15 protein-coding genes are annotated in these 17,126 nt (G+C 49.9%); 4 read left to right on the forward strand and 11 right to left on the reverse strand.

All coding sequences use genetic code 11. The features are described 5' to 3' along the window. Positions 1-104 precede the first annotated feature (104 nt). The 4 genes from MHI42_RS06665 to MHI42_RS06680 all read right to left on the reverse strand — a co-directional run bounded on the left by MHI42_RS06665 (position 105) and on the right by MHI42_RS06680 (position 4,357). A complete protein-coding gene (locus MHI42_RS06665; RefSeq protein ID WP_342423233.1) occupies positions 105-728 on the reverse strand; it encodes a hypothetical protein in 624 nt (207 codons plus the stop codon). 988 nt (positions 729-1,716) lie between these two features. Continuing rightward, a complete protein-coding gene (locus MHI42_RS06670) occupies positions 1,717-2,694 on the reverse strand; it encodes a hypothetical protein (protein ID WP_342423234.1) in 978 nt (325 codons plus the stop codon). Then, on the reverse strand, positions 2,673-3,266 hold the full coding sequence (locus MHI42_RS06675; protein ID WP_342423235.1) for a sigma-70 family RNA polymerase sigma factor: 594 nt from the start codon (positions 3,264-3,266) through the stop codon (positions 2,673-2,675). Before MHI42_RS06675 ends, MHI42_RS06670 begins: the two co-directional genes overlap by 22 nt. Before the next feature lie 194 nt (positions 3,267-3,460). Beyond that, the gene (locus tag MHI42_RS06680; protein ID WP_342423236.1) at positions 3,461-4,357 is read right to left on the reverse strand and encodes a LysR family transcriptional regulator; all 897 of its coding nucleotides are present in this window, start codon (positions 4,355-4,357) and stop codon (positions 3,461-3,463) included. A gap of 254 nt (positions 4,358-4,611) precedes the next feature. Between MHI42_RS06680 and MHI42_RS06685 the strand changes: the two genes are divergently transcribed. Then, the gene (locus MHI42_RS06685) at positions 4,612-5,352 is read left to right on the forward strand and encodes an SDR family NAD(P)-dependent oxidoreductase (RefSeq protein ID WP_342423237.1); all 741 of its coding nucleotides are present in this window, start codon (positions 4,612-4,614) and stop codon (positions 5,350-5,352) included. Between the two features lie 125 nt (positions 5,353-5,477). On the opposite strand, the gene MHI42_RS06690 is transcribed toward MHI42_RS06685, so the two are convergent. Both MHI42_RS06690 and MHI42_RS06695 read right to left on the reverse strand, forming a co-directional pair. Further along, entirely contained in the window at positions 5,478-9,095 is a 3,618-nt protein-coding gene (locus MHI42_RS06690) for a X2-like carbohydrate binding domain-containing protein (protein WP_342424692.1), read from the reverse strand. Between the two features lie 240 nt (positions 9,096-9,335). Then, positions 9,336-10,592, reverse strand: coding sequence for a metallophosphoesterase family protein (locus MHI42_RS06695; RefSeq protein ID WP_342423238.1), 1,257 nt, complete (start codon positions 10,590-10,592; stop codon positions 9,336-9,338). 272 nt (positions 10,593-10,864) lie between these two features. Between MHI42_RS06695 and MHI42_RS06700 the strand changes: the two genes are divergently transcribed. Genes MHI42_RS06700 through MHI42_RS06710 form a run of 3 tightly spaced genes read left to right on the forward strand, consistent with a single transcriptional unit; the run spans position 10,865 to position 14,357 of the window. Beyond that, on the forward strand, positions 10,865-11,578 hold the full coding sequence (locus MHI42_RS06700) for a polyphosphate polymerase domain-containing protein (RefSeq protein WP_342423239.1): 714 nt from the start codon (positions 10,865-10,867) through the stop codon (positions 11,576-11,578). Between the two features lies 1 nt (position 11,579). Next, positions 11,580-12,311: a DUF4956 domain-containing protein gene (locus MHI42_RS06705; RefSeq protein ID WP_342423240.1), complete on the forward strand. Its 732-nt coding sequence runs from the start codon at positions 11,580-11,582 to the stop codon at positions 12,309-12,311. A 54-nt stretch (positions 12,312-12,365) separates the two neighbouring features. Continuing rightward, complete coding sequence (locus MHI42_RS06710; RefSeq protein ID WP_342423241.1) at positions 12,366-14,357, forward strand: CotH kinase family protein; 1,992 nt, start codon at positions 12,366-12,368, stop codon at positions 14,355-14,357. A gap of 193 nt (positions 14,358-14,550) precedes the next feature. Here MHI42_RS06710 and MHI42_RS06715 read toward each other — a convergent pair whose 3' ends face one another. From MHI42_RS06715 to MHI42_RS06735, 5 genes are all read right to left on the reverse strand, one after another. After that, positions 14,551-15,039 carry a hypothetical protein gene (locus MHI42_RS06715; protein WP_052421822.1) on the reverse strand — a complete coding sequence of 163 codons (489 nt, stop codon included), beginning with the start codon at positions 15,037-15,039 and terminating at the stop codon, positions 14,551-14,553. Positions 15,040-15,142: 103 nt separating this feature from the next. Beyond that, a complete protein-coding gene (locus tag MHI42_RS06720) occupies positions 15,143-15,589 on the reverse strand; it encodes a hypothetical protein (protein ID WP_342423242.1) in 447 nt (148 codons plus the stop codon). Between the two features lie 43 nt (positions 15,590-15,632). Further along, the gene (locus MHI42_RS06725) at positions 15,633-16,139 is read right to left on the reverse strand and encodes a hypothetical protein (RefSeq protein WP_052421821.1); all 507 of its coding nucleotides are present in this window, start codon (positions 16,137-16,139) and stop codon (positions 15,633-15,635) included. 93 nt (positions 16,140-16,232) lie between these two features. Then, the gene (locus tag MHI42_RS06730; RefSeq protein WP_042136209.1) at positions 16,233-16,565 is read right to left on the reverse strand and encodes a hypothetical protein; all 333 of its coding nucleotides are present in this window, start codon (positions 16,563-16,565) and stop codon (positions 16,233-16,235) included. Then, the gene (locus MHI42_RS06735; RefSeq protein WP_231575417.1) at positions 16,558-16,968 is read right to left on the reverse strand and encodes a DUF4279 domain-containing protein; all 411 of its coding nucleotides are present in this window, start codon (positions 16,966-16,968) and stop codon (positions 16,558-16,560) included. The genes MHI42_RS06730 and MHI42_RS06735 overlap by 8 nt, the downstream gene beginning before the upstream one ends. Positions 16,969-17,126 lie beyond the last annotated feature (158 nt).

Below are 17,126 nucleotides of genomic sequence, written 5' to 3' on the forward strand. Positions count from 1 at the left end.
CAGCGAAGTCCCTGTTTAATAGTTGACAGCAAAAAGGTCTTCCGGTAGCTTAACCGGAAGACCTTTTTGCTGTGATTTTATAAGATAAAGCTTTAGTCTGATGTTCATTTGGCATAATGCAATATAGCCGCTGCCGCGCGTTCCCGCCGTTCCGCATCGGGACTGTGCAGGGCAGCCTTCAGAACAGCCAGCGCCTCAGCTATTGTGGCTTCATCCACACGGGCCGGGGAGTGAGCAGTCTCCACATCCACATCCGAAGAATCTGCAAGCCACAAATCCAATCTTGCTGCAGGCAGCACCCCTGAATAGCGGGTAACTTCCTGATCCGAAGCAAGCAGTGCTTGTACTGCAGAATTCACAGCTGTACGGGGCAGACTCTTCAGCCAGGTTACTCCGCGCCGGTGCGCAGTTCCGCCCTCCACACTCTCCTGCCGGGCATCATAGAAATAATCACCCAAATCGCCAAGGTATACCCATTCCTCATCCGCAATCAGCACATAATCCCCGTCCTGCATCATGTTGACGAAGGTGTCTAAACTGCTGAGAGCTTCTTCCAGCTCCCGCCCCTGATAAGCTCCGGATGCAGCCAGCCTGCTGCGGATATCCTCTCTCCCGCTGGACTCCAGATTTCCAATAACGGGATCTCCCGCACATACATAATTATCCTCCAGAAAAGACTTGATTAACCCGCTGCGGGTTCCGTCAAGCCTCACTCCAAACAAACTCATCCCTCTTCCTCCTTCAAGTGCCCGAATACCTGAACCGCAACATAACAATCAGTAAATTATACAGCAAACGGCATCGCTTTTGCCGTCCATTTTATAAGACAGCACTGTTCCAGACACAAATTTGCCCTGCAGGTGAATCAAATATAGATTGTGAAGCTACTTGCGGACAAAACATGCTGAGCTAAGAAGCTTAGCAATTGCACTTTTCCTCACCTGAGCTTGGCTGGAGATTAGCGGGAGATTGGCTGGAGCATCACGGGCTCATGAACGCATCAGCTGGTGAGGAGGACTGAGATTCCGTTATTTGCGAAGAAATGGCGAATTCGCAGGACATTCGGACTGAGATTCCGTTAGAGTATTTAGCCCTCCTTGCAGCGACTGGGTTACGTTGGATCAAGTTTAGAGTGAATAACTATTGTTCGGAATCCTCCTAAAAAACTAAGGATAAGGAAGAATAATAGCGCTTACATGATCTTACAGTGAAAAATAACCGCAAATTTAAAGTATTCGCCTTTTTACGGCTACTGCCTATCGCGGTATAATACAGGTATCAACTCAAGGAACCATACACTGCGGTAAGAACGCATGCGGGGGCAGAATCTCCGGCAGTCCTCTTAAGCAGCTGTACTCCCTGAGCTTGAGACTATATCTTTGATCCTGGCGTTACAGCTTTCAATCCATCCCTACACGAAATGGTATGAGCTTCTTAAAGCTCAAAAGCCCACAATCAATCCTATCGTGGTCAGCGGATGAATTAGAGAAGATTTAACGGGCAGGATAGGCAAATTGACTGCCGCCTCGGACGATTTCTACCCGGCTGAGTACAAAGGATAGGATAAGGAGTCTGAGAAGAACATGGGTATAGTGGTTATAATATAAACCTCTATTGTTGATGAAGCTATCAATAATAGAGGTTTATATGTGTTATAGGGGGATTTATTTTAGTTATAGCGGGACAAGCATGCAGCTGAACTTGGCATAGGCCGCTTTAGCGCAGCCCTTCGGCAACTTTAAGCAGAGTCTCTTTGGATACATCCGGTGATTCTGTGCTTACTTCATGCAAAATGTTCCATTCGTTATTCTCCCCTAGCTCGATCCACTGGATATAAGCATAATAGTTGTTTTGGTTCCCATAAGCTTCTTTATTCACAATATATAAAGCATCTAAAGCTCCAACCTTCATCTCCTCAACCGTAGTAGCCGCTGCAAAATTTGCTGTGAGCTGCGCTTCCAGTCCGCTAGGCGTATACTTAACCACAATTGCATCACTTTTCCCTCTTGGACCCTCATATATGAGCTGCGGGCTTACAGTCTTAGCTATTCTATTAGGAGTGTTGAAGCTCTTGATCCAGGCATAATCCTCACCGGGCTTGACCCTTTTCGAGAGGACATTGGTGTATTTCTTTACCCAGGATTCGTCCATAATCCCAAGCTGACTGTCAGACCTCGCTTCGGCAAAATAATATCCTTCCGGCAGACTGCTTGGCACAGCCAGCTTTCCGGTAATTGGCTCGATGACCTCCTTCCAGCTCTCTATATCGGAGAACAGCTGCGGACAGTTCACCTTAAGCAGGTCATATCCCCCATTGGGCAGTGACACATACAGGAACGCGGATTCATTCACAGCCAGTTTAGTCTGAATGTCTTCAACAAGCAGCTTCACGTGCTCACCATGTTCATCGGATTCAGTATAGTCCGAATGAACGATCACCTTTATTCCAGTAGAACCATATGTAACGGCCCATAACCTTTCCGCACCATAAACCACGCCTCCGAACAGCATCAGGCCGCAGAGAACAACCGCTATCCTTGCAGTGCCGCGCATATGTCTTTTGGTTTTCCGTTCGTTTTGGAATTTGAAGTACTGATCAAAGCTTGCGGAAATCTGTGTCTCCAGCTGTTCCGGCATTACTGTATTCTGCTTAAAGCTGGCAAACTCCCGTTTCAATTGACTTTCGACAGGCATGTATAGTCCCCCTTCATCTCATCTTCCTCTATGAATACGGCATGCTGCCGCAGCTTGCGCATTGCCTTGTGATGCCTGGATTTAGCGGTACCCAGCGGTATCTCCAGGGCAGAGGCTATCTCCTCAAAGCTGCATTCCCCATAGTAGCGAAGGACAACAACACTGCGCAGTTTAGGGGGAAGCCCAGCCACCAGCTGAAGCAGCTCTCCCCGCTGTTCCTGCTCAAGGAGCGGTGTATCCGCCCCCGGCAGCAACAACTCTGACGCATTCTCCCTGCTGCGGATCTGGATGCGCAGCCTGCGCCAGCTTCTCCGGCTCCAGTTGCTGCATTGCCGTACAATCATTCCGTTCAGCCATGCCCCAAAGGGCCGATTCCTGTCATACTGCGGCAGACTACGGAACAATTCAATGTAGATTTCATTCACTACATCAGCCACATCGCCTTGCCGGTCAACAAGCAGACAGACTGTCCCGTACACCTGGTGCCTGATGCTGTCATGCAGCGCAGTGAAAGCATCCTTGTCTCCTTCTTTCAGCCTTTGCAGACAGCCATGCAGCTCTTCCTCAGTCATCCGTCTCTCTCCTTTCTGTCTTGGTTTTCACTCTATATTGGTCCGTTGCGGGATAAAGGTTCCCTTTGAGTACAATAAATTCAATCCTTACACAAAAAAAACCGGCCGCCCATGAGTTTCGTCATGAACAGCCGGATATGGAAATAAAGTATAGTTGTCTCAAACCGTTCTTATCAGCTCTTATTAGCTCTATTCTACATATGCACAGGTATCCCCAATTCCCGCTTCAGGAATTGATAGACTTGTAAGTTCGCCCCCCTCAGCGGGTAATCAGCTATTCTGCAGGCGATTCCGCAGCTCATATCAACTCCCGGCCCTGATAGTCTCCTGACCACTGTACCAGGCGGAAGAGTCTGTAAGGTAATCTCAGGTACAAAAGCCATCCCAATACCGTTCTCCACATAGAATTTCAAGGCGGACATACTGCCGATTTCCATGGTGTTCAGCGGGGGACCGGCTGCTTCCTGCAAAATACTCTCCAGCTTCTTGCGGTAAGGGCAGTCCGCAGCCGTAATGAGCAGACGGTGTCCACGAAGCAGGTCCGCAGTAATCTCCTTCTCCGTCTCCAGAGGATGACCTTCGGGCAGCAGCAACACGAACTCCTCGGTGAAAAGCGGCTCGAAATACAGCTCCGTCCCAAGCTGCGGGGCTGAACACAGAATCATGTCGAGTTCTCCCCGGAGGAGCCGCCCGTTGAGAGCCGCTGTTCCGGCAATCTCTACTGAAAGTATGATCCGGGGAAACTGTTCCATGAATATGCGCAAAAGCTGCGGCAGCCGATAACTCGCAGTCGGATCGGTTGCACCGATCCGGACACTCCCTGCTCCGCCCGACTGCAGATCAGCCAGACTGCTCTGCAGCCGCTCCATGTCTTTCACAATCTGCAGGCTCTGCTCATGGAACAGCCTCCCGGCCTCCGTCAGGATCACCTGCTGTTTGCCGCGCTCCAGGAGCTGAACGCCCAGCTGAGCCTCAAGCTTCTGGATCTGCATAGTTACCGTAGACTGGGCATAGCTAAGCTCTTCGGCTGCACGGTTAAAGCTTCCTGTGCTCACAATGGCCTGAAAGGTTTTTAAAGTTTTGAAATCCATTTGCGCTAACCTCTTTCCAGTAAGACTCCCGTTTTCCGCGGGAATGGCGAATAGCATTCAGCCTACCTGAGCTTGAGGGTGTTTCATTACAGAGTCCATTGACCATCTGCTGTTGAGATTGCTCTAGTGCGCTCGATATAGTTCAATATTATTGAATCATTCCTTCATTTCATTCAATTATACAAAACCAGGCAAACTGAATACAATTGTACTCAGGATATTCAATAACAATAAGAAGTCGGGAGCGGATAAGGATGGATCTGAAGGGTAAAGTCGCGATAGTGACAGGCGGAGGAACAGGTATCGGGCGGGCAACCAGCCTTCAGCTTGCCGGGCAAGGTGTAAAGGTTGCCGTGAATTTTTCCCGTTCGGAAGCGGAAGCCCGGGAAACGGTTGACATGATCATAGAGCAGGGCGGGCAGGCCATTGCTGTACAAGCTGATGTGTCCGCAGATGCCGAGGTACGGGCAATGGTAGAACAAGTAGTACAGACCTATGGCACTGTAAATCTGCTGGTGAATAATGCCAGTATCACACAGCATATTCCTATGGATGATCTGGAGGCAGTCACCTCCGAGGTGTGGGATGAATTATACGGCGTAAATGTCAAAGGTATGTTCTTCTGTGCCCGGGCAGCCGCCCCGTATATGAAATCAAGCGGGCAAGGGGCCATCGTCAATCTCGGCAGTATTGCCGGAAATACGGGTGCCGGTTCGTCACTTCCTTACGCGGTGTCCAAAGCGGCTGTTCACGGTCTGACCCGGTCGCTGGCCAAGGCTCTCGCCCCTGACATCCGGGTCAACTGCGTTGCCCCGGGAGCCGTAGCGACACGCTGGTGGGCGGGCCGGGAAGCGCAGATGCACAAGCTCACACCGAACCTGCTGCTGCAGAGCATTGCCGCGCCGGAAGATATCGCCCGTTTCATCTGCTCCGCGCTCGCTCAGGAAGCCATGACCGGGCAGATTATCACCGTCGACAGCGGGCAGACTTTATAGCCGCTATAGCGCTGGCAGATTCATTCTACAAACAGCAAGCAGCCCCCTCTCCGCACTATTGCGGAAGGGGGCTGTCTGTTCGAAGCTGTTCAAGACTCTGCTACTCTACTCACTTGAACTCCTAATCAAGATGGTTCATTCCCCCATACCAGGCTGCCGGAGATATAGGCCGGAATATTGGCCCAATCCGCATAAGCCGTACCCGCTGCATTAAAGGAATAATCTCCGGTCTGGGTGTAATTGCTCCAATCCGACTTGGACGCCCGCAGCTGAATATCTATGCTCTCTCCGGCCGCAAGGGAACCTGCTGCGCTTGTAAATCCAAGCTCCAGGTAATAATCCGCTCCGGTCTTGGCAGCCGGAAGCTTCACAAACGTCCCGGTCACATTCGCGCTTCCCACCTGTGACCAGTCACAGAAGAAGCTCTGGGTCTGCTCACCGTCAATGGTGTAATAATATCTGATCTTCACATCGGCCAGTGAAACAGCAGCCGTGCCGGTATTCATCAGCTTAATCTTCGGGCTCAGCGTATTGGCCGCAGCCGCTGTACTGCTGTTATACATCTGAACTTTCAGGCCGCCGGCCGCCGGTGCTGTTGTGTCCACTACCGCAACAGCCAAGGTCTGCGCCGCTCCGGCGCTGAAATTGAAGCTCAGCGTTGTCGTACCCACCGCCTGCGCGGCCAGATACGCCTTGCTGATCGTCACTGCCGAACCGCTCACACTATAATCCGTCCCGGCAGTCAACGATGCCGCACCGTTCTTAATCGAGGTTAACGTGTTCCCGTTCAGCGTCAGCGTCACGGCGATATCCGCCTGATTCGCCGTCTTCTTATCGAAGCTGGCACTGACCGGCGTGATCGCAGAATTGCTGGCCGGCGTTGTCGTGTCCACTACCGCAACAGCCAAGGTCTGCGCCGCTCCGGCGCTGAAATTGAAGCTCAGCGTTGTCGTACCCACCGCCTGTGCTGCCAGATACGCCTTGCTGATCGTGACTGCCGAACCGCTCACAGTGTAATCTGTTCCGGCGGTCAACGTTGCCGCGCCGTTCTTAATGCTGCTTAACGTGTTCCCGTTCAGCGTAATCGTCACGGCGATATCCGCCTGATTCGCCGTCTTCTTGTCGAAGCTGGCGCTTACCGGCGTGATCGCAGAATTGCTGGCCGGCGTTGTTGTATCCACTACCGCAACAGCCAAGGTCTGCGCCGCTCCGGCGCTGAAATTGAAGCTCAGCGTTGTCGTGCCCACGGCCTGCGTCGCCAGATATGCTTTCTTGATCGTGACAACCGCGCCGCTCACACTATAATCCGTTCCGGCAGTCAACGTTGCCGCGCCGTTCTTAATCGAGGTTAGCGTGTTCCCGTTCAGCGTCATCGTCACGGCGATATCCGCCTGATTCGCCGTCTTCTTATCGAAGCTGGCACTGATCGGCGTAATCGTTGAGCCTGCCGCCGGCGGGTTCACCGGATCAGCGTATAAGGTACCCCGGCCATTGGTTCCCAGATATACGCGTCCGTAGATGCGCGGATCTCCAGTGATGGCCATGTTGATTTTGGCATACTGATGGGCATTGTCATTGATCCGTAGCCAGCTGGCCCCGGCATTATCGGAGCGGAAGACCCCTCTTACACCATCGATCTGAGCTACTGTATAGAGTGCCATGTAGCTCTGGCCCGGCGCTGCCTTGCCGAACCCGATGAGGTCAGCCTCATCAACATTGGCCAGCTTGGTGAAGCTTGCGCCTGAATTGACAGAGTGCCATAAGCCATATTTGTTCTCAACCGTATTGCCGCCGGCGAACCAGATATCGCCTTCGATGCCCGGCATGGCTTTGATGCTGATCTGGGCCTGATTCGGCTGAAGATTGCCGACATTATTGGTCGGGAAGCCTGTTGCTCCCGTAGCCGTGAACGTTGCTCCGCCATCCGTACTGACGTAGAAGGTTCCCGCATAGAAGGCATAGAACTTATTCGCATTCACCCGGTCAGAAGCAATCTTGGCACCTGCAGGCACACCACTGCTGGCTGTCCAGGAATTGCCGGTCGACTTGGAATAATACACGCCAATATCTGAGGTACTCCACAGAATAGAGTTGCCGCTGGCGGATACAGCTACCTGGCCTTGCCCGGCAGTCGTCTTAGTCCCGTTCGAGGGCTCTGCATTCGGCATATACCAGCTCGTGCCGCCGTCATTGGAGATCCCGATTGACTTCATGCTTGGGGACTTCTCCTTGTCCGCACCGCCAACACGTACTACATAGGCTGGGCTTAACTCAGCATAATCGATGCCGGTTGTGGTTGCCCAGGAAGGACTTGTCTGGAACTTCACCGGAGCTGCAGTGACATCATCATACCGGAAGCCGGACACATCCCCGAGTGCAGTAATCAGGTGTGCTCCTGCTGGAGGGCTGATCAGCCCCAGCACTGCAGTCTCTTCCACTCCCTTCGCCATCACGGAAATATTGACTTTCCCGCCGGTATCCCAAGCGCCTAAATTGTTTGAACCATAGATAGTAGCACCCGTACCGTACATCATCCGGTTGGAGTTGAACGGATCAATCTCCAGATCCCCCATCATCCAGCCCAGCTTGGGCGAAGGATCAAGGGAGGTTGACGTTACTCCATGGTCAAGCCATGGGGCAGCTGTGATATCCATTGCGAACTTATAGGTCCGTTCCGGATAATTACCCCAATCCCAAATCCGGCTCCAGGTTGCCCCGCCGTTAGTGCTGCGGAAGATGACTTCATCCGGCCACCAGGCATTCAGACTGGAGACCATCACGGTGTCAGGATGCTGCGCATCTACGGCAAGTCCGCCAAATCCGTACCAGTTATCGGTTCCCGTAGACGGACTGATATTCGTCCACACCCCGCTTGTTTTGTTCCATTTCCAGACCTCGCCTTTACTGCCGTCGTACGGTCCAACGCCATTGCTGTACGTAATGTACAGATCACCTGTAGAAGACAGAACACCATGATGCGGCAGATAACCTACAGGCTGGCCGGGCAGAGCAGACCAGGTTGCTCCCCCGTCCGTGCTGCGGTAGACGCTGCTTGCCGTATCCGCTACTCCCACATAAATCGTCTGGGTGGCATTCCCGGAGGTGCCTGTGCTTTTATCAAAAGTAATCCAGGATAAGCCCACCAGGTCATTGCCGTAATCAAGCGTCGGATTCTGAATATACGTCCCCACATTAGGGAAGGAGCTGACCTTGGACCAGGTGACCCCGGAGTCGGTGCTCTTCCACAGGCCGTTCCCGCTACGCGCCCCGAAGAACAGGATGCTGTTCTTATTCGGGTCAATAACTAGCCGTTCCCCTGCCGAACGTCCGGGCATATTACCGCCAACCTTGAACGGCAGCGGCGTTGTCTGCCACGTATTTCCCCGGTCGCTGGAGCGCATGATTTGTCCATTATCGTCCCACGAGTTCGTGTAGGTGCCGGTAGCCATATACACCTTGTCCGGATTCACCGGATCGGTTGCCAGCGCATCTACGCCATTCTTGTTCCAGTCCACCCAGCCGACAGAATCACTGATCGATGTCCAGCTGCCGGATGCCTGATTCCAGCGGTAGGCACCGCCGATATCCGTCCGCGCATAGATCAGATTCGGCTCAGTCTGGTTAAAAATAATGCCCGGAACAAACCCTCCGCCTGCACCGGTAACCACGCTGTTCCAGTTGTAGGCTTCACTTGCTGCGGCATGAGTTACTGCGGGAGAAACGGTAAACAATGAGCAGGGCATTGCAGCCAGCAGGACAACCATTCCCATTCTTCGGATACGTTTTCGAATCACGGTTCTAACCTCCCAGGTTCTTTCTTTGATAACGCTTTCATTATAGAGCGCTGACAACCTGTACAGTGAGGGAAAACGGTCGAATCCATAAGAAAACTGTCAGCAATCATCGTACCATTTTCACACTTTTTATTACTATTTTAACAATAAAAGGCTCTAATGGAATGCCATCCAAAAGAACCCCTATTTCTAATGCTTCAGAACAAACTCATCCAGCTTGTTGCCAGAGGTATCATACGCCTGATAGGTCAGGGTATCCCCGCTAACCGTGATTCCGGCGAACATCGGCTTATTATTCTGGAAATGAACCTTATGGTAGAACTGGTCTTCCTTCTTCTCGTTGAATTTGGCCCCGGAGGCGTTGGTCACCACATAGACCGTTCCGCCTGTTGTAACATTGCCACCATCACTCTCAGGCACGATTTCACCGGCGCGCAGCGGATAAGAACGGGAATACTCATGATTATGCCCCTGCAGCACAAGATCCACGTTATATTTGTCAAAAATCTCCGTCCAGTCCTCCACCTTACTGTACATGTTCCCGCCATACGCCGGACGGTGCATCGCTACGATTGTCCACGGCTTATCCGTACCTGCAAGGTCCTTCTTCAGCCAGTCAGCCTGCTTCTTCAGATTACTCTCTGTATTCAGCACAGTCACATGAACCGGGCCGTAATCGAAGGAATAGGAGGTACCGGCGATCGAACCCTTGGCCCCGTTATCCGGCAGATTGAAATGTGAGGTAAACAACGCCGCCTCTTCATCAATCTCGTCATGGTTACCGGTCACCGGCATGAGGGGCACACTGGCCACCCTGTTCTGAACATAGCCAAAAAAGCTGTTCCATGCCGCACTATCTTCCGGATCTTCAGTAAAATCACCATTATGCACAATAAACTCTGCTGCCGGGAAGGTCTTGAATGCCTGTTCCAGGGTGTTGCCCCAAATTGCGAAATCCGCATCTGTTACTCCCTGGGAATCCGTAACATTGATAAAGGTCACCTGACCGCTGTCCGCTTCCGCAGTGCTGAACCCGTATGCGGGGCTCCACTCCTCTTCCTCTCCGCTGCCAACCCGGTAAGTGTAACGAGTTCCCGGCTCCAGTCCGGTAATCTCGGCTTTGTGCACGCCTGCTGTACCCTGATCCGTCTTGATCACAGTGTTGGCCGCCTGAACCCTAATGATCCCATCTCCGTTAAAATCAGCCGACCCGCCTTTCACTGCCTCAAGCCAGCCGTCTGCTCCGGGGTCCCCGGTGTACCAGGTAAAGGCGCGGCTGGTGGCCGCATCACCCTTAAACGTGCTGACCAGATCATAGAGTACACCCGAGAATTCAGATCCTCCCCCTGCGGTCCGCTCCGATTTGAACCGCTCCACGCCAAGCGCCAGCACGATCAATACAACGACTATAATTCCGATGATAATGAATGTTTTCAAGTCTTTCATGTGCTCCCTCCGCCTGCAGCTTCAATTCTTGCAATCTCTCTGAGCCCGCCGCTCGATCTGTTCTGTTTCTGTATTCTAGGGTAGCCCCAGTGGCATCAGGAAGTCAAATTCCCGTCCCCGGAATAACCTGACATTTCGTGACATTTGTAAACGCAGTGTAAAAACATTCAGCTGACGTTCAGTTCAATTTAAGAAAATCATAAGGTCGGTCCCTTAGAATAGGGTCAGCGGCCAGATCACGCAAGAATTTAGAGAGAGAAATGAGGTGTGAGATGAACAAGAAGCTGCAATTCCGGCACGAGCTGAAATTCTTCATTAGCTATCATCAATATCTTATCATCCGGCAGCGGCTCCAGAGCCTAATGGATACAGACCAGAATGCTGACGAGAGCGGGGAATACCATATCCGCAGCCTGTATTTCGATGATATGAACAATACAGCGTTGTCCGACAAGCTCGGAGGCCTGCGTGAACGTGCCAAATACCGCATACGGATCTACAATGTGCAGGATGATGTCATTCATTTTGAGAAAAAAATCAAGATGGACGATTATATCGCCAAAATCAAAGAACCGCTGACGCGGGACATTTACGATGAGATTATGGCCGGCAACTATGAGGTGCTGAATGTACCGGATAAGCCGCTGTTTATGGAGCTCTACAACCAGATGCGCCATAACCTGCTGCGCCCGAAGGTGATCGTCGATTATGTCCGCGAGCCTTATGTATGCCATAACGGCAACGTGCGGATTACTTTTGACAAAGAGCTTCGTACGGGACTGCATGCGGTGGATATATTCAGCAAGGAGCTGCAGCCGATCCGGGCGCTTGACGGGAGCTTAATTATTTTCGAGGTCAAATTCGATGAATACCTGCCCGATTATATCCGGATTGCCCTGCAGCTTGAAGGCCTGAACCGGCAGTCCGCTTCTAAATACGTCATTTGCCGGAAATTTCTAAAAACCAACACTTGGGAGGATTATTGATATGAGCATCACAGCAAGTCTGGCTGCAGCCGCAGCACAGGGAGCGAACGACACCGCAACTACCTTTTCCGATATGATCAAAAGCTCGGTGACCGACAACTTCGTTTCCGACATCCGCATTTCCAAAATACTGATTACGCTCGGCGTGGCTTTTCTGATCGGATTCTTCATTTACATTCTGTACAAACGGGTCTTCAGCGGTGTCCTCTACTCCAAAAGCTTCAACGTCTCCCTGATGGGCATGACGATGATCACGGCAACCGTCATTATCGCGATCAACTCGAACCTCGTGCTGTCACTCGGTATGGTCGGTGCGCTGTCTATCGTCCGTTTCAGAACGCCTATCAAAGATCCAACCGACCTGATCTTCCTGTTCTGGGCAGCTGTTGCCGGAATCGTAACGGGCGCGGGCTTCTTCACACTGGCTATTATCGGCTCCATCATCATCGGCCTGATCCTGTTCCTGTTCATTAAACGTTCTTCTATCGAAACTCCGTACCTGCTGGTGATTAACTGCGACGGCGACGACAGTGAGCGCGAAATTCACAGCCATCTGAACAAATCGGTGAAACGGTATAATATGAAGCAAAAAACGGTAACGGCCGGCAATATTGAGCTTACGCTTGAGCTGCGGCTAGACGACAAGGAAGGCGGATTCGTGAACACGGTCTCCAGCCTTACCGGTGTCAAGAATGCCCTGCTGATCAGCTATAGCGGCGACTATGTCTCATGATCACGGGCCTGCTGAAGGCTGGTAGATCTATATTCATGAAAGGCGGTGCCCAAGATGATAGCACGAGGTAAGCAGATTCTGCTCATTCTTAGTTGCCTGCTGCTGGTTACCGCTATAGCTGGTTGTCAGATTTCAAATCCTTCTGCGGATAACAGCAGCACAATGACGGACACGCAGAACAAGGCGGTATCAAGCGAGGAACAGAGTCAGGGTACAGAGGTTTTTCCGAAGGACAAGGTTGTAGATGTCAAAATCACGCTGGACCCGGATGATTTCCAGGATATGCTGGACAATGCCAGCGCCGAGGAATACAAAACCGCCTCCGTCGAATATAACGGCATCCAAATGGACAATGTCGGGGTGCGGACCAAAGGAAACTTAAGTCTGCGCAGTGTGGTGCAGATGAGCGATTCGGACCGGTACAGCTTCAAGCTGTCTTTTGACGAATATGTGAATCAGAACCTGTTCGGGATTACCAAAATCAATCTCAACAACAACTACAGCGACGCCTCATACATGCGGGAATTCCTGACCTATGAGCTCGCGGAGAGCATGGGACTGCCCGTGCCAAAATACTCGTTCGTCAATATCTATGTCAACGGGGAGCTTAAGGGCTTCTATCTGGCGGTAGAGCAGATCGGCGATGCCTATCTGGAACGCCATTTCGGCAACGCCTACGGAGCCCTCTACAAAGGCCAGATGACCGGACAGGGCAGCGATCTGACCTGGCTCGGGGATGACGCTTCACTCTACACTGGCCTTGAGATGAAATCGAAGAAATCAAACGATGACATTCTCGTCGATATGCTGGATGAGCTGAACAACGGCACCGACTATGAAAAATACATCGATGTCGATGACGCTCTCGGCTATATTGCCCTGAACGCCGTGACCGGCAATATGGACAGTTATCTCGGCAGCAATAAGCAGAATTACTACCTGTATGAAGACGACGGCATCTTCTCCATCCTGCCGTGGGACTACAACATGGCCTTCGGCGGCATGGGCGGCTCTGATGTGCTGATTGACGAGCCTACTCAGGGCACCCTCGCCGAGCGGCCGCTGGTAGCGAAGCTGCTGGCGAATGAGACTTACTTAGCGAAATATCACGAGATCGTCCGCAGCATGCTGAGCGGCTACCTGAAGGATGAGACCTTCCAGGCCCGGATCAGCGAGCTGGATACCATGATCGCAAGTTACGTGAAGGCCGACCCTTCTGCCTTCTATACCTTTGAGCAGTATGAGAGCGGCCTCGAGTCCGTGAAGACGTTCATGTCGACCATGGCGGGCACCGTCTCGCAGCAGCTCGACGGCACGATTCCCGCTACTAATGACGGTAACGGCAGTGGTGGCGGATTCGGCGGCGCTGGTATGGGCGGCGCTGGCGGCGGGCGCGGCGGCGGCGGGTTTGGTGCTGCGCCTGGCGGGCTGGCGGCGCAGGGTGATGGCGCGGCGGCTGGCGCAGCGGCGCAAGGGCAGGCGGGCGCGGCGGCGGGCGCAGCCGCGCAAGGGCAGGCCGGCGCGGCTGGCGGCGCGGCGCAGGGGCAGGCGGGCGCGACGGCTGGCGGCGCGGCGCAAGGGCAGACTGGCGCAGCGGCTGGCACAGCGGCGCAGGGGCAGGCGGGCGCGGCGGCGGGTGGCGCGGCGCAAGGGCAAGCGGGCGCGGCGGCGGGTGGCGCGGCGCAGGGCAGTGCCGGTGCGGCCGCCGGGCAGCAGCCGCAAGGCGGCAATGGCGGTGCGCCGCAGGGCCAAGCGGCGCAAGGTGGGCAGACTGGCCAAGGCGTTCCCGGCGGTGAGCCGGGCGCTATGGGCAGTCCAGCCATGCCAGAGGGCGGCTACGCCCCGGGTGGCGGTGGTATGGGCTTCGCCGGCGGCATGGGCGGCGGCGGTTTCGGCGGTGGCGGCATGGGCGGCGACTTCGGCGGCCAAGGCAATACACCGCAGCAGCAAGGTAGTACCAGCGAAGCTGTTACTACCGGCATAGCGATTGTTTTGCTTTTACTGGCCGCGGTATTTGTTAGCTTTTATAAGCGGAAGCGGCTATAGACTCTAATCTCTCATAATTCTGCTTAATTAAACTGGCCCGGACGTTAACCGTCCAGGCCAGTTTCTTTTTCTGCATTTATTTTATTAATACTCTCTCGAATGAAACTACCGTTTCCCGTTAACAAAATATATATCACCATTATGATAAAATTCAATAACGTAATAGGATGGTGCATAAATAAAAGTATCAGGGCTAACTGCAAGTACGTGAAAATTTCTTATGTATCCCTTCACACAACACAGCGCTTAAATGCCAAAAATCACTATAAATCTTTTCGAATATTTTGGAAACTACGGCCTTTTCCATAACCATTGAACTTGGATGAGGTTCCCATTTAGTACGACTAATGCAAGTGACCTTAACAAGATTTGTATCCTCCTTGAATAGGAGCCGTCTTTCAATTCCCTGTTCGTAGAAATCTAATTCAAAGGAGTATATACCCGCTCTTGTTTTCCCTAATATATCAGGAACTTGTTCAATAACAGTACATAGATCCGTTCTACAATCAACAGGCCAATTATCTTGCCCAAAACCACCAACAACGAAAGCTACAGATTGTGAAATTTCAAATGCTTTGCATATACACATTAGAATAGCCACTTCATCATCAAGTTCTAAATCAGATATTAAGTATTCTGTTTCAGGTATACTTTCCAACGGCTTCTCAAATGTTAACTCCATCTTAAAGATATTATATCAGCCCTTCATATTGAATTAATTTATATGAAATCGTATAATTATCGCCTCTAAGCACCTCAATCAGAACCATAATAAAAACACCTTACTAAAATTGTTCACAGCTTATTTGTTCCACTTGTAAATTCTTTAAAACCGGCAAAATACGTTCCAAATACCAACTAAAATCAGTAATATCTATATCATCTTTTGCATTAATTTTCTTTCTTGCTATTGATAAACTAAACATCATTTGATTTGTATTAAAGATAAGTAACTCACATCCAACATCAGAATCTACCCGCATTAACTCAATTCCAATAATCTCTTTTTGATCCTGCTTTTTTTTCAAGATATCGAAGAAGCTGTCTCTATTAAGTACAATAGATGTCCAATTATAATCGTCATCATCACCCAAAGGCAGTATAGTAATCCCCCCATTACTTTTTACATATGTCCAACCTTCATTTTCAAAATTCTGAAACAAATCCGGTAGCGATAAGCTTTCACAACTATGATTGCTTAAACTTATATTTATAGAGGCTGAGATTGACATGAATCCCCTATCCTTTCCCGTATCTTAAGCGTATTTTTTATTCTTAATATAAACTTCTTCTAATTTCAGCTATTTTCGAATGATAAAACGCATTATTATGACTATTGAAATACTCTTTGTATCTTCTATAAAAATGTTCTGCCCCATTTAATAGAGCATGAATAAATTCTTCACTGGGAAGTTTGAAGTGTCCGTATTTCCCATCTCCAACTTTCAATTCCATATAATAAGAATTCACTTTTATCATTTCAAATTTTATGGGCTGATCAGGAAAAAGAAAGTCCCCTTTTCCCATTTGCAAATATTCTTCTAACGCATTCATTAAATAGTCCCACAAACAATTTACCGAGTCCCACAAGTTATAATCCAGAACGATTTTGTAGTTCCATTCGATCACAATAGCACCATCCAGATATCTAAGATCAAATTTGTGGATGTACTTTTCAATTTCAATTTCATTGTCCATATGAATAAAATATTTGTTGGGTTCATCCATAAAGTTGCCGGGCAATATTAAATCGGGTTTCTTTAAATACGTTTCAACTTTCATAACTTCCTCCCACGAACTATTAATAGGGGTAACTTAGATATATAAAAAAGAAACCATAAGCAGCAATTACCACCTGTAGTTCTGAGTGTTTCATTATTGAAAATATTCTATAAGCTTATCATCATCAACAGTCTTAATAGACTCCAAATACTTCTGCTCATATAACTTCTTCACAACAAATTCTATAGCTTCTTTAGTTACTTCCTTTACTATAATCAAATTAGGTTCGACTGAGTAATACCCGTAACTCTCTGACTCCAATTCAAAATCCTGTTTAAGACGCACGATATCATAAACCTTTATATTAAATAAATCGTTCAATATCATAACATAAACATCATTTCGATAACCTTTGTTAGAAGCCTCAAATTCTGCAAGTTCCGTATCCTCTAAATAAAACACACTAATACTATTCGCACTAGTCATCCTCTTCAACCCCACCAAAGGAAAGAATATGTATATTAAGCCCTAATCCTAAAATCGATATTTTCTTCATCATTTCCGTCGTAAGCTGCAAGCCCATTTGGCCATAATCCGATCTCAAGTAACAATCAATTCCAACATCTTTATATAGACCTGTTAACTCATTAATTTCTTTAAAGTTTGAAGTTAAATCATTCAGTAAAAGCTCAAATGCTTCTTCCGGTTCAACATGTTCAGAGATTATCACTTCATATCGCCAAATATCAAAGGGAGCCTGACTCACTGCTCCTTTTCTGATGGCCTGCCCCTTCTTCTGGATTGAAGTTGGTCTAATTGCTAACCTTCTAGTAATGTCATCAAAATCTATAGTTTCATTACGTATTATGAAAGAACAACTACCATTCATCTTCAAAATAAGGAACTCCTTTTAAAATCCGATAATTTCCCATAATCTCTATAGAGATCATTTTATTGGTTCTTAAAGACCCATTGATTCCGGATAAACTGTGCTAAAAACTAACTCTAACAAATTGCCCTTATCATCACTACTCCCCTGAAAAATGT

This window comes from Paenibacillus sp. FSL E2-0178 (assembly GCF_038593005.1).
In the GTDB taxonomy this organism is placed as follows: Bacteria; Bacillota; Bacilli; order Paenibacillales; family Paenibacillaceae; genus Paenibacillus_AQ; species Paenibacillus_AQ phytohabitans.

What these genes read in the sequence shown, in the direction of transcription:
- MHI42_RS06665 (WP_342423233.1), bottom strand. Translation starts at nt 728, where the DNA reads ATGAGTTTGTTTGGAGTGAGGCTTGACGGAACCCGCAGCGGGTTAATC.
- MHI42_RS06670 (WP_342423234.1), bottom strand. Translation starts at nt 2,694, where the DNA reads ATGCCTGTCGAAAGTCAATTGAAACGGGAGTTTGCCAGCTTTAAGCAG.
- MHI42_RS06675 (WP_342423235.1), bottom strand. Translation starts at nt 3,266, where the DNA reads ATGACTGAGGAAGAGCTGCATGGCTGTCTGCAAAGGCTGAAAGAAGGA.
- MHI42_RS06680 (WP_342423236.1), bottom strand. Translation starts at nt 4,357, where the DNA reads ATGGATTTCAAAACTTTAAAAACCTTTCAGGCCATTGTGAGCACAGGA.
- MHI42_RS06685 (WP_342423237.1), top strand. Translation starts at nt 4,612, where the DNA reads ATGGATCTGAAGGGTAAAGTCGCGATAGTGACAGGCGGAGGAACAGGT.
- MHI42_RS06690 (WP_342424692.1), bottom strand. Translation starts at nt 9,095, where the DNA reads ATGCCCTGCTCATTGTTTACCGTTTCTCCCGCAGTAACTCATGCCGCA.
- MHI42_RS06695 (WP_342423238.1), bottom strand. Translation starts at nt 10,592, where the DNA reads ATGAAAGACTTGAAAACATTCATTATCATCGGAATTATAGTCGTTGTA.
- MHI42_RS06700 (WP_342423239.1), top strand. Translation starts at nt 10,865, where the DNA reads ATGAACAAGAAGCTGCAATTCCGGCACGAGCTGAAATTCTTCATTAGC.
- MHI42_RS06705 (WP_342423240.1), top strand. Translation starts at nt 11,580, where the DNA reads ATGAGCATCACAGCAAGTCTGGCTGCAGCCGCAGCACAGGGAGCGAAC.
- MHI42_RS06710 (WP_342423241.1), top strand. Translation starts at nt 12,366, where the DNA reads ATGATAGCACGAGGTAAGCAGATTCTGCTCATTCTTAGTTGCCTGCTG.
- MHI42_RS06715 (WP_052421822.1), bottom strand. Translation starts at nt 15,039, where the DNA reads ATGGAGTTAACATTTGAGAAGCCGTTGGAAAGTATACCTGAAACAGAA.
- MHI42_RS06720 (WP_342423242.1), bottom strand. Translation starts at nt 15,589, where the DNA reads ATGTCAATCTCAGCCTCTATAAATATAAGTTTAAGCAATCATAGTTGT.
- MHI42_RS06725 (WP_052421821.1), bottom strand. Translation starts at nt 16,139, where the DNA reads ATGAAAGTTGAAACGTATTTAAAGAAACCCGATTTAATATTGCCCGGC.
- MHI42_RS06730 (WP_042136209.1), bottom strand. Translation starts at nt 16,565, where the DNA reads ATGACTAGTGCGAATAGTATTAGTGTGTTTTATTTAGAGGATACGGAA.
- MHI42_RS06735 (WP_231575417.1), bottom strand. Translation starts at nt 16,968, where the DNA reads ATGAATGGTAGTTGTTCTTTCATAATACGTAATGAAACTATAGATTTT.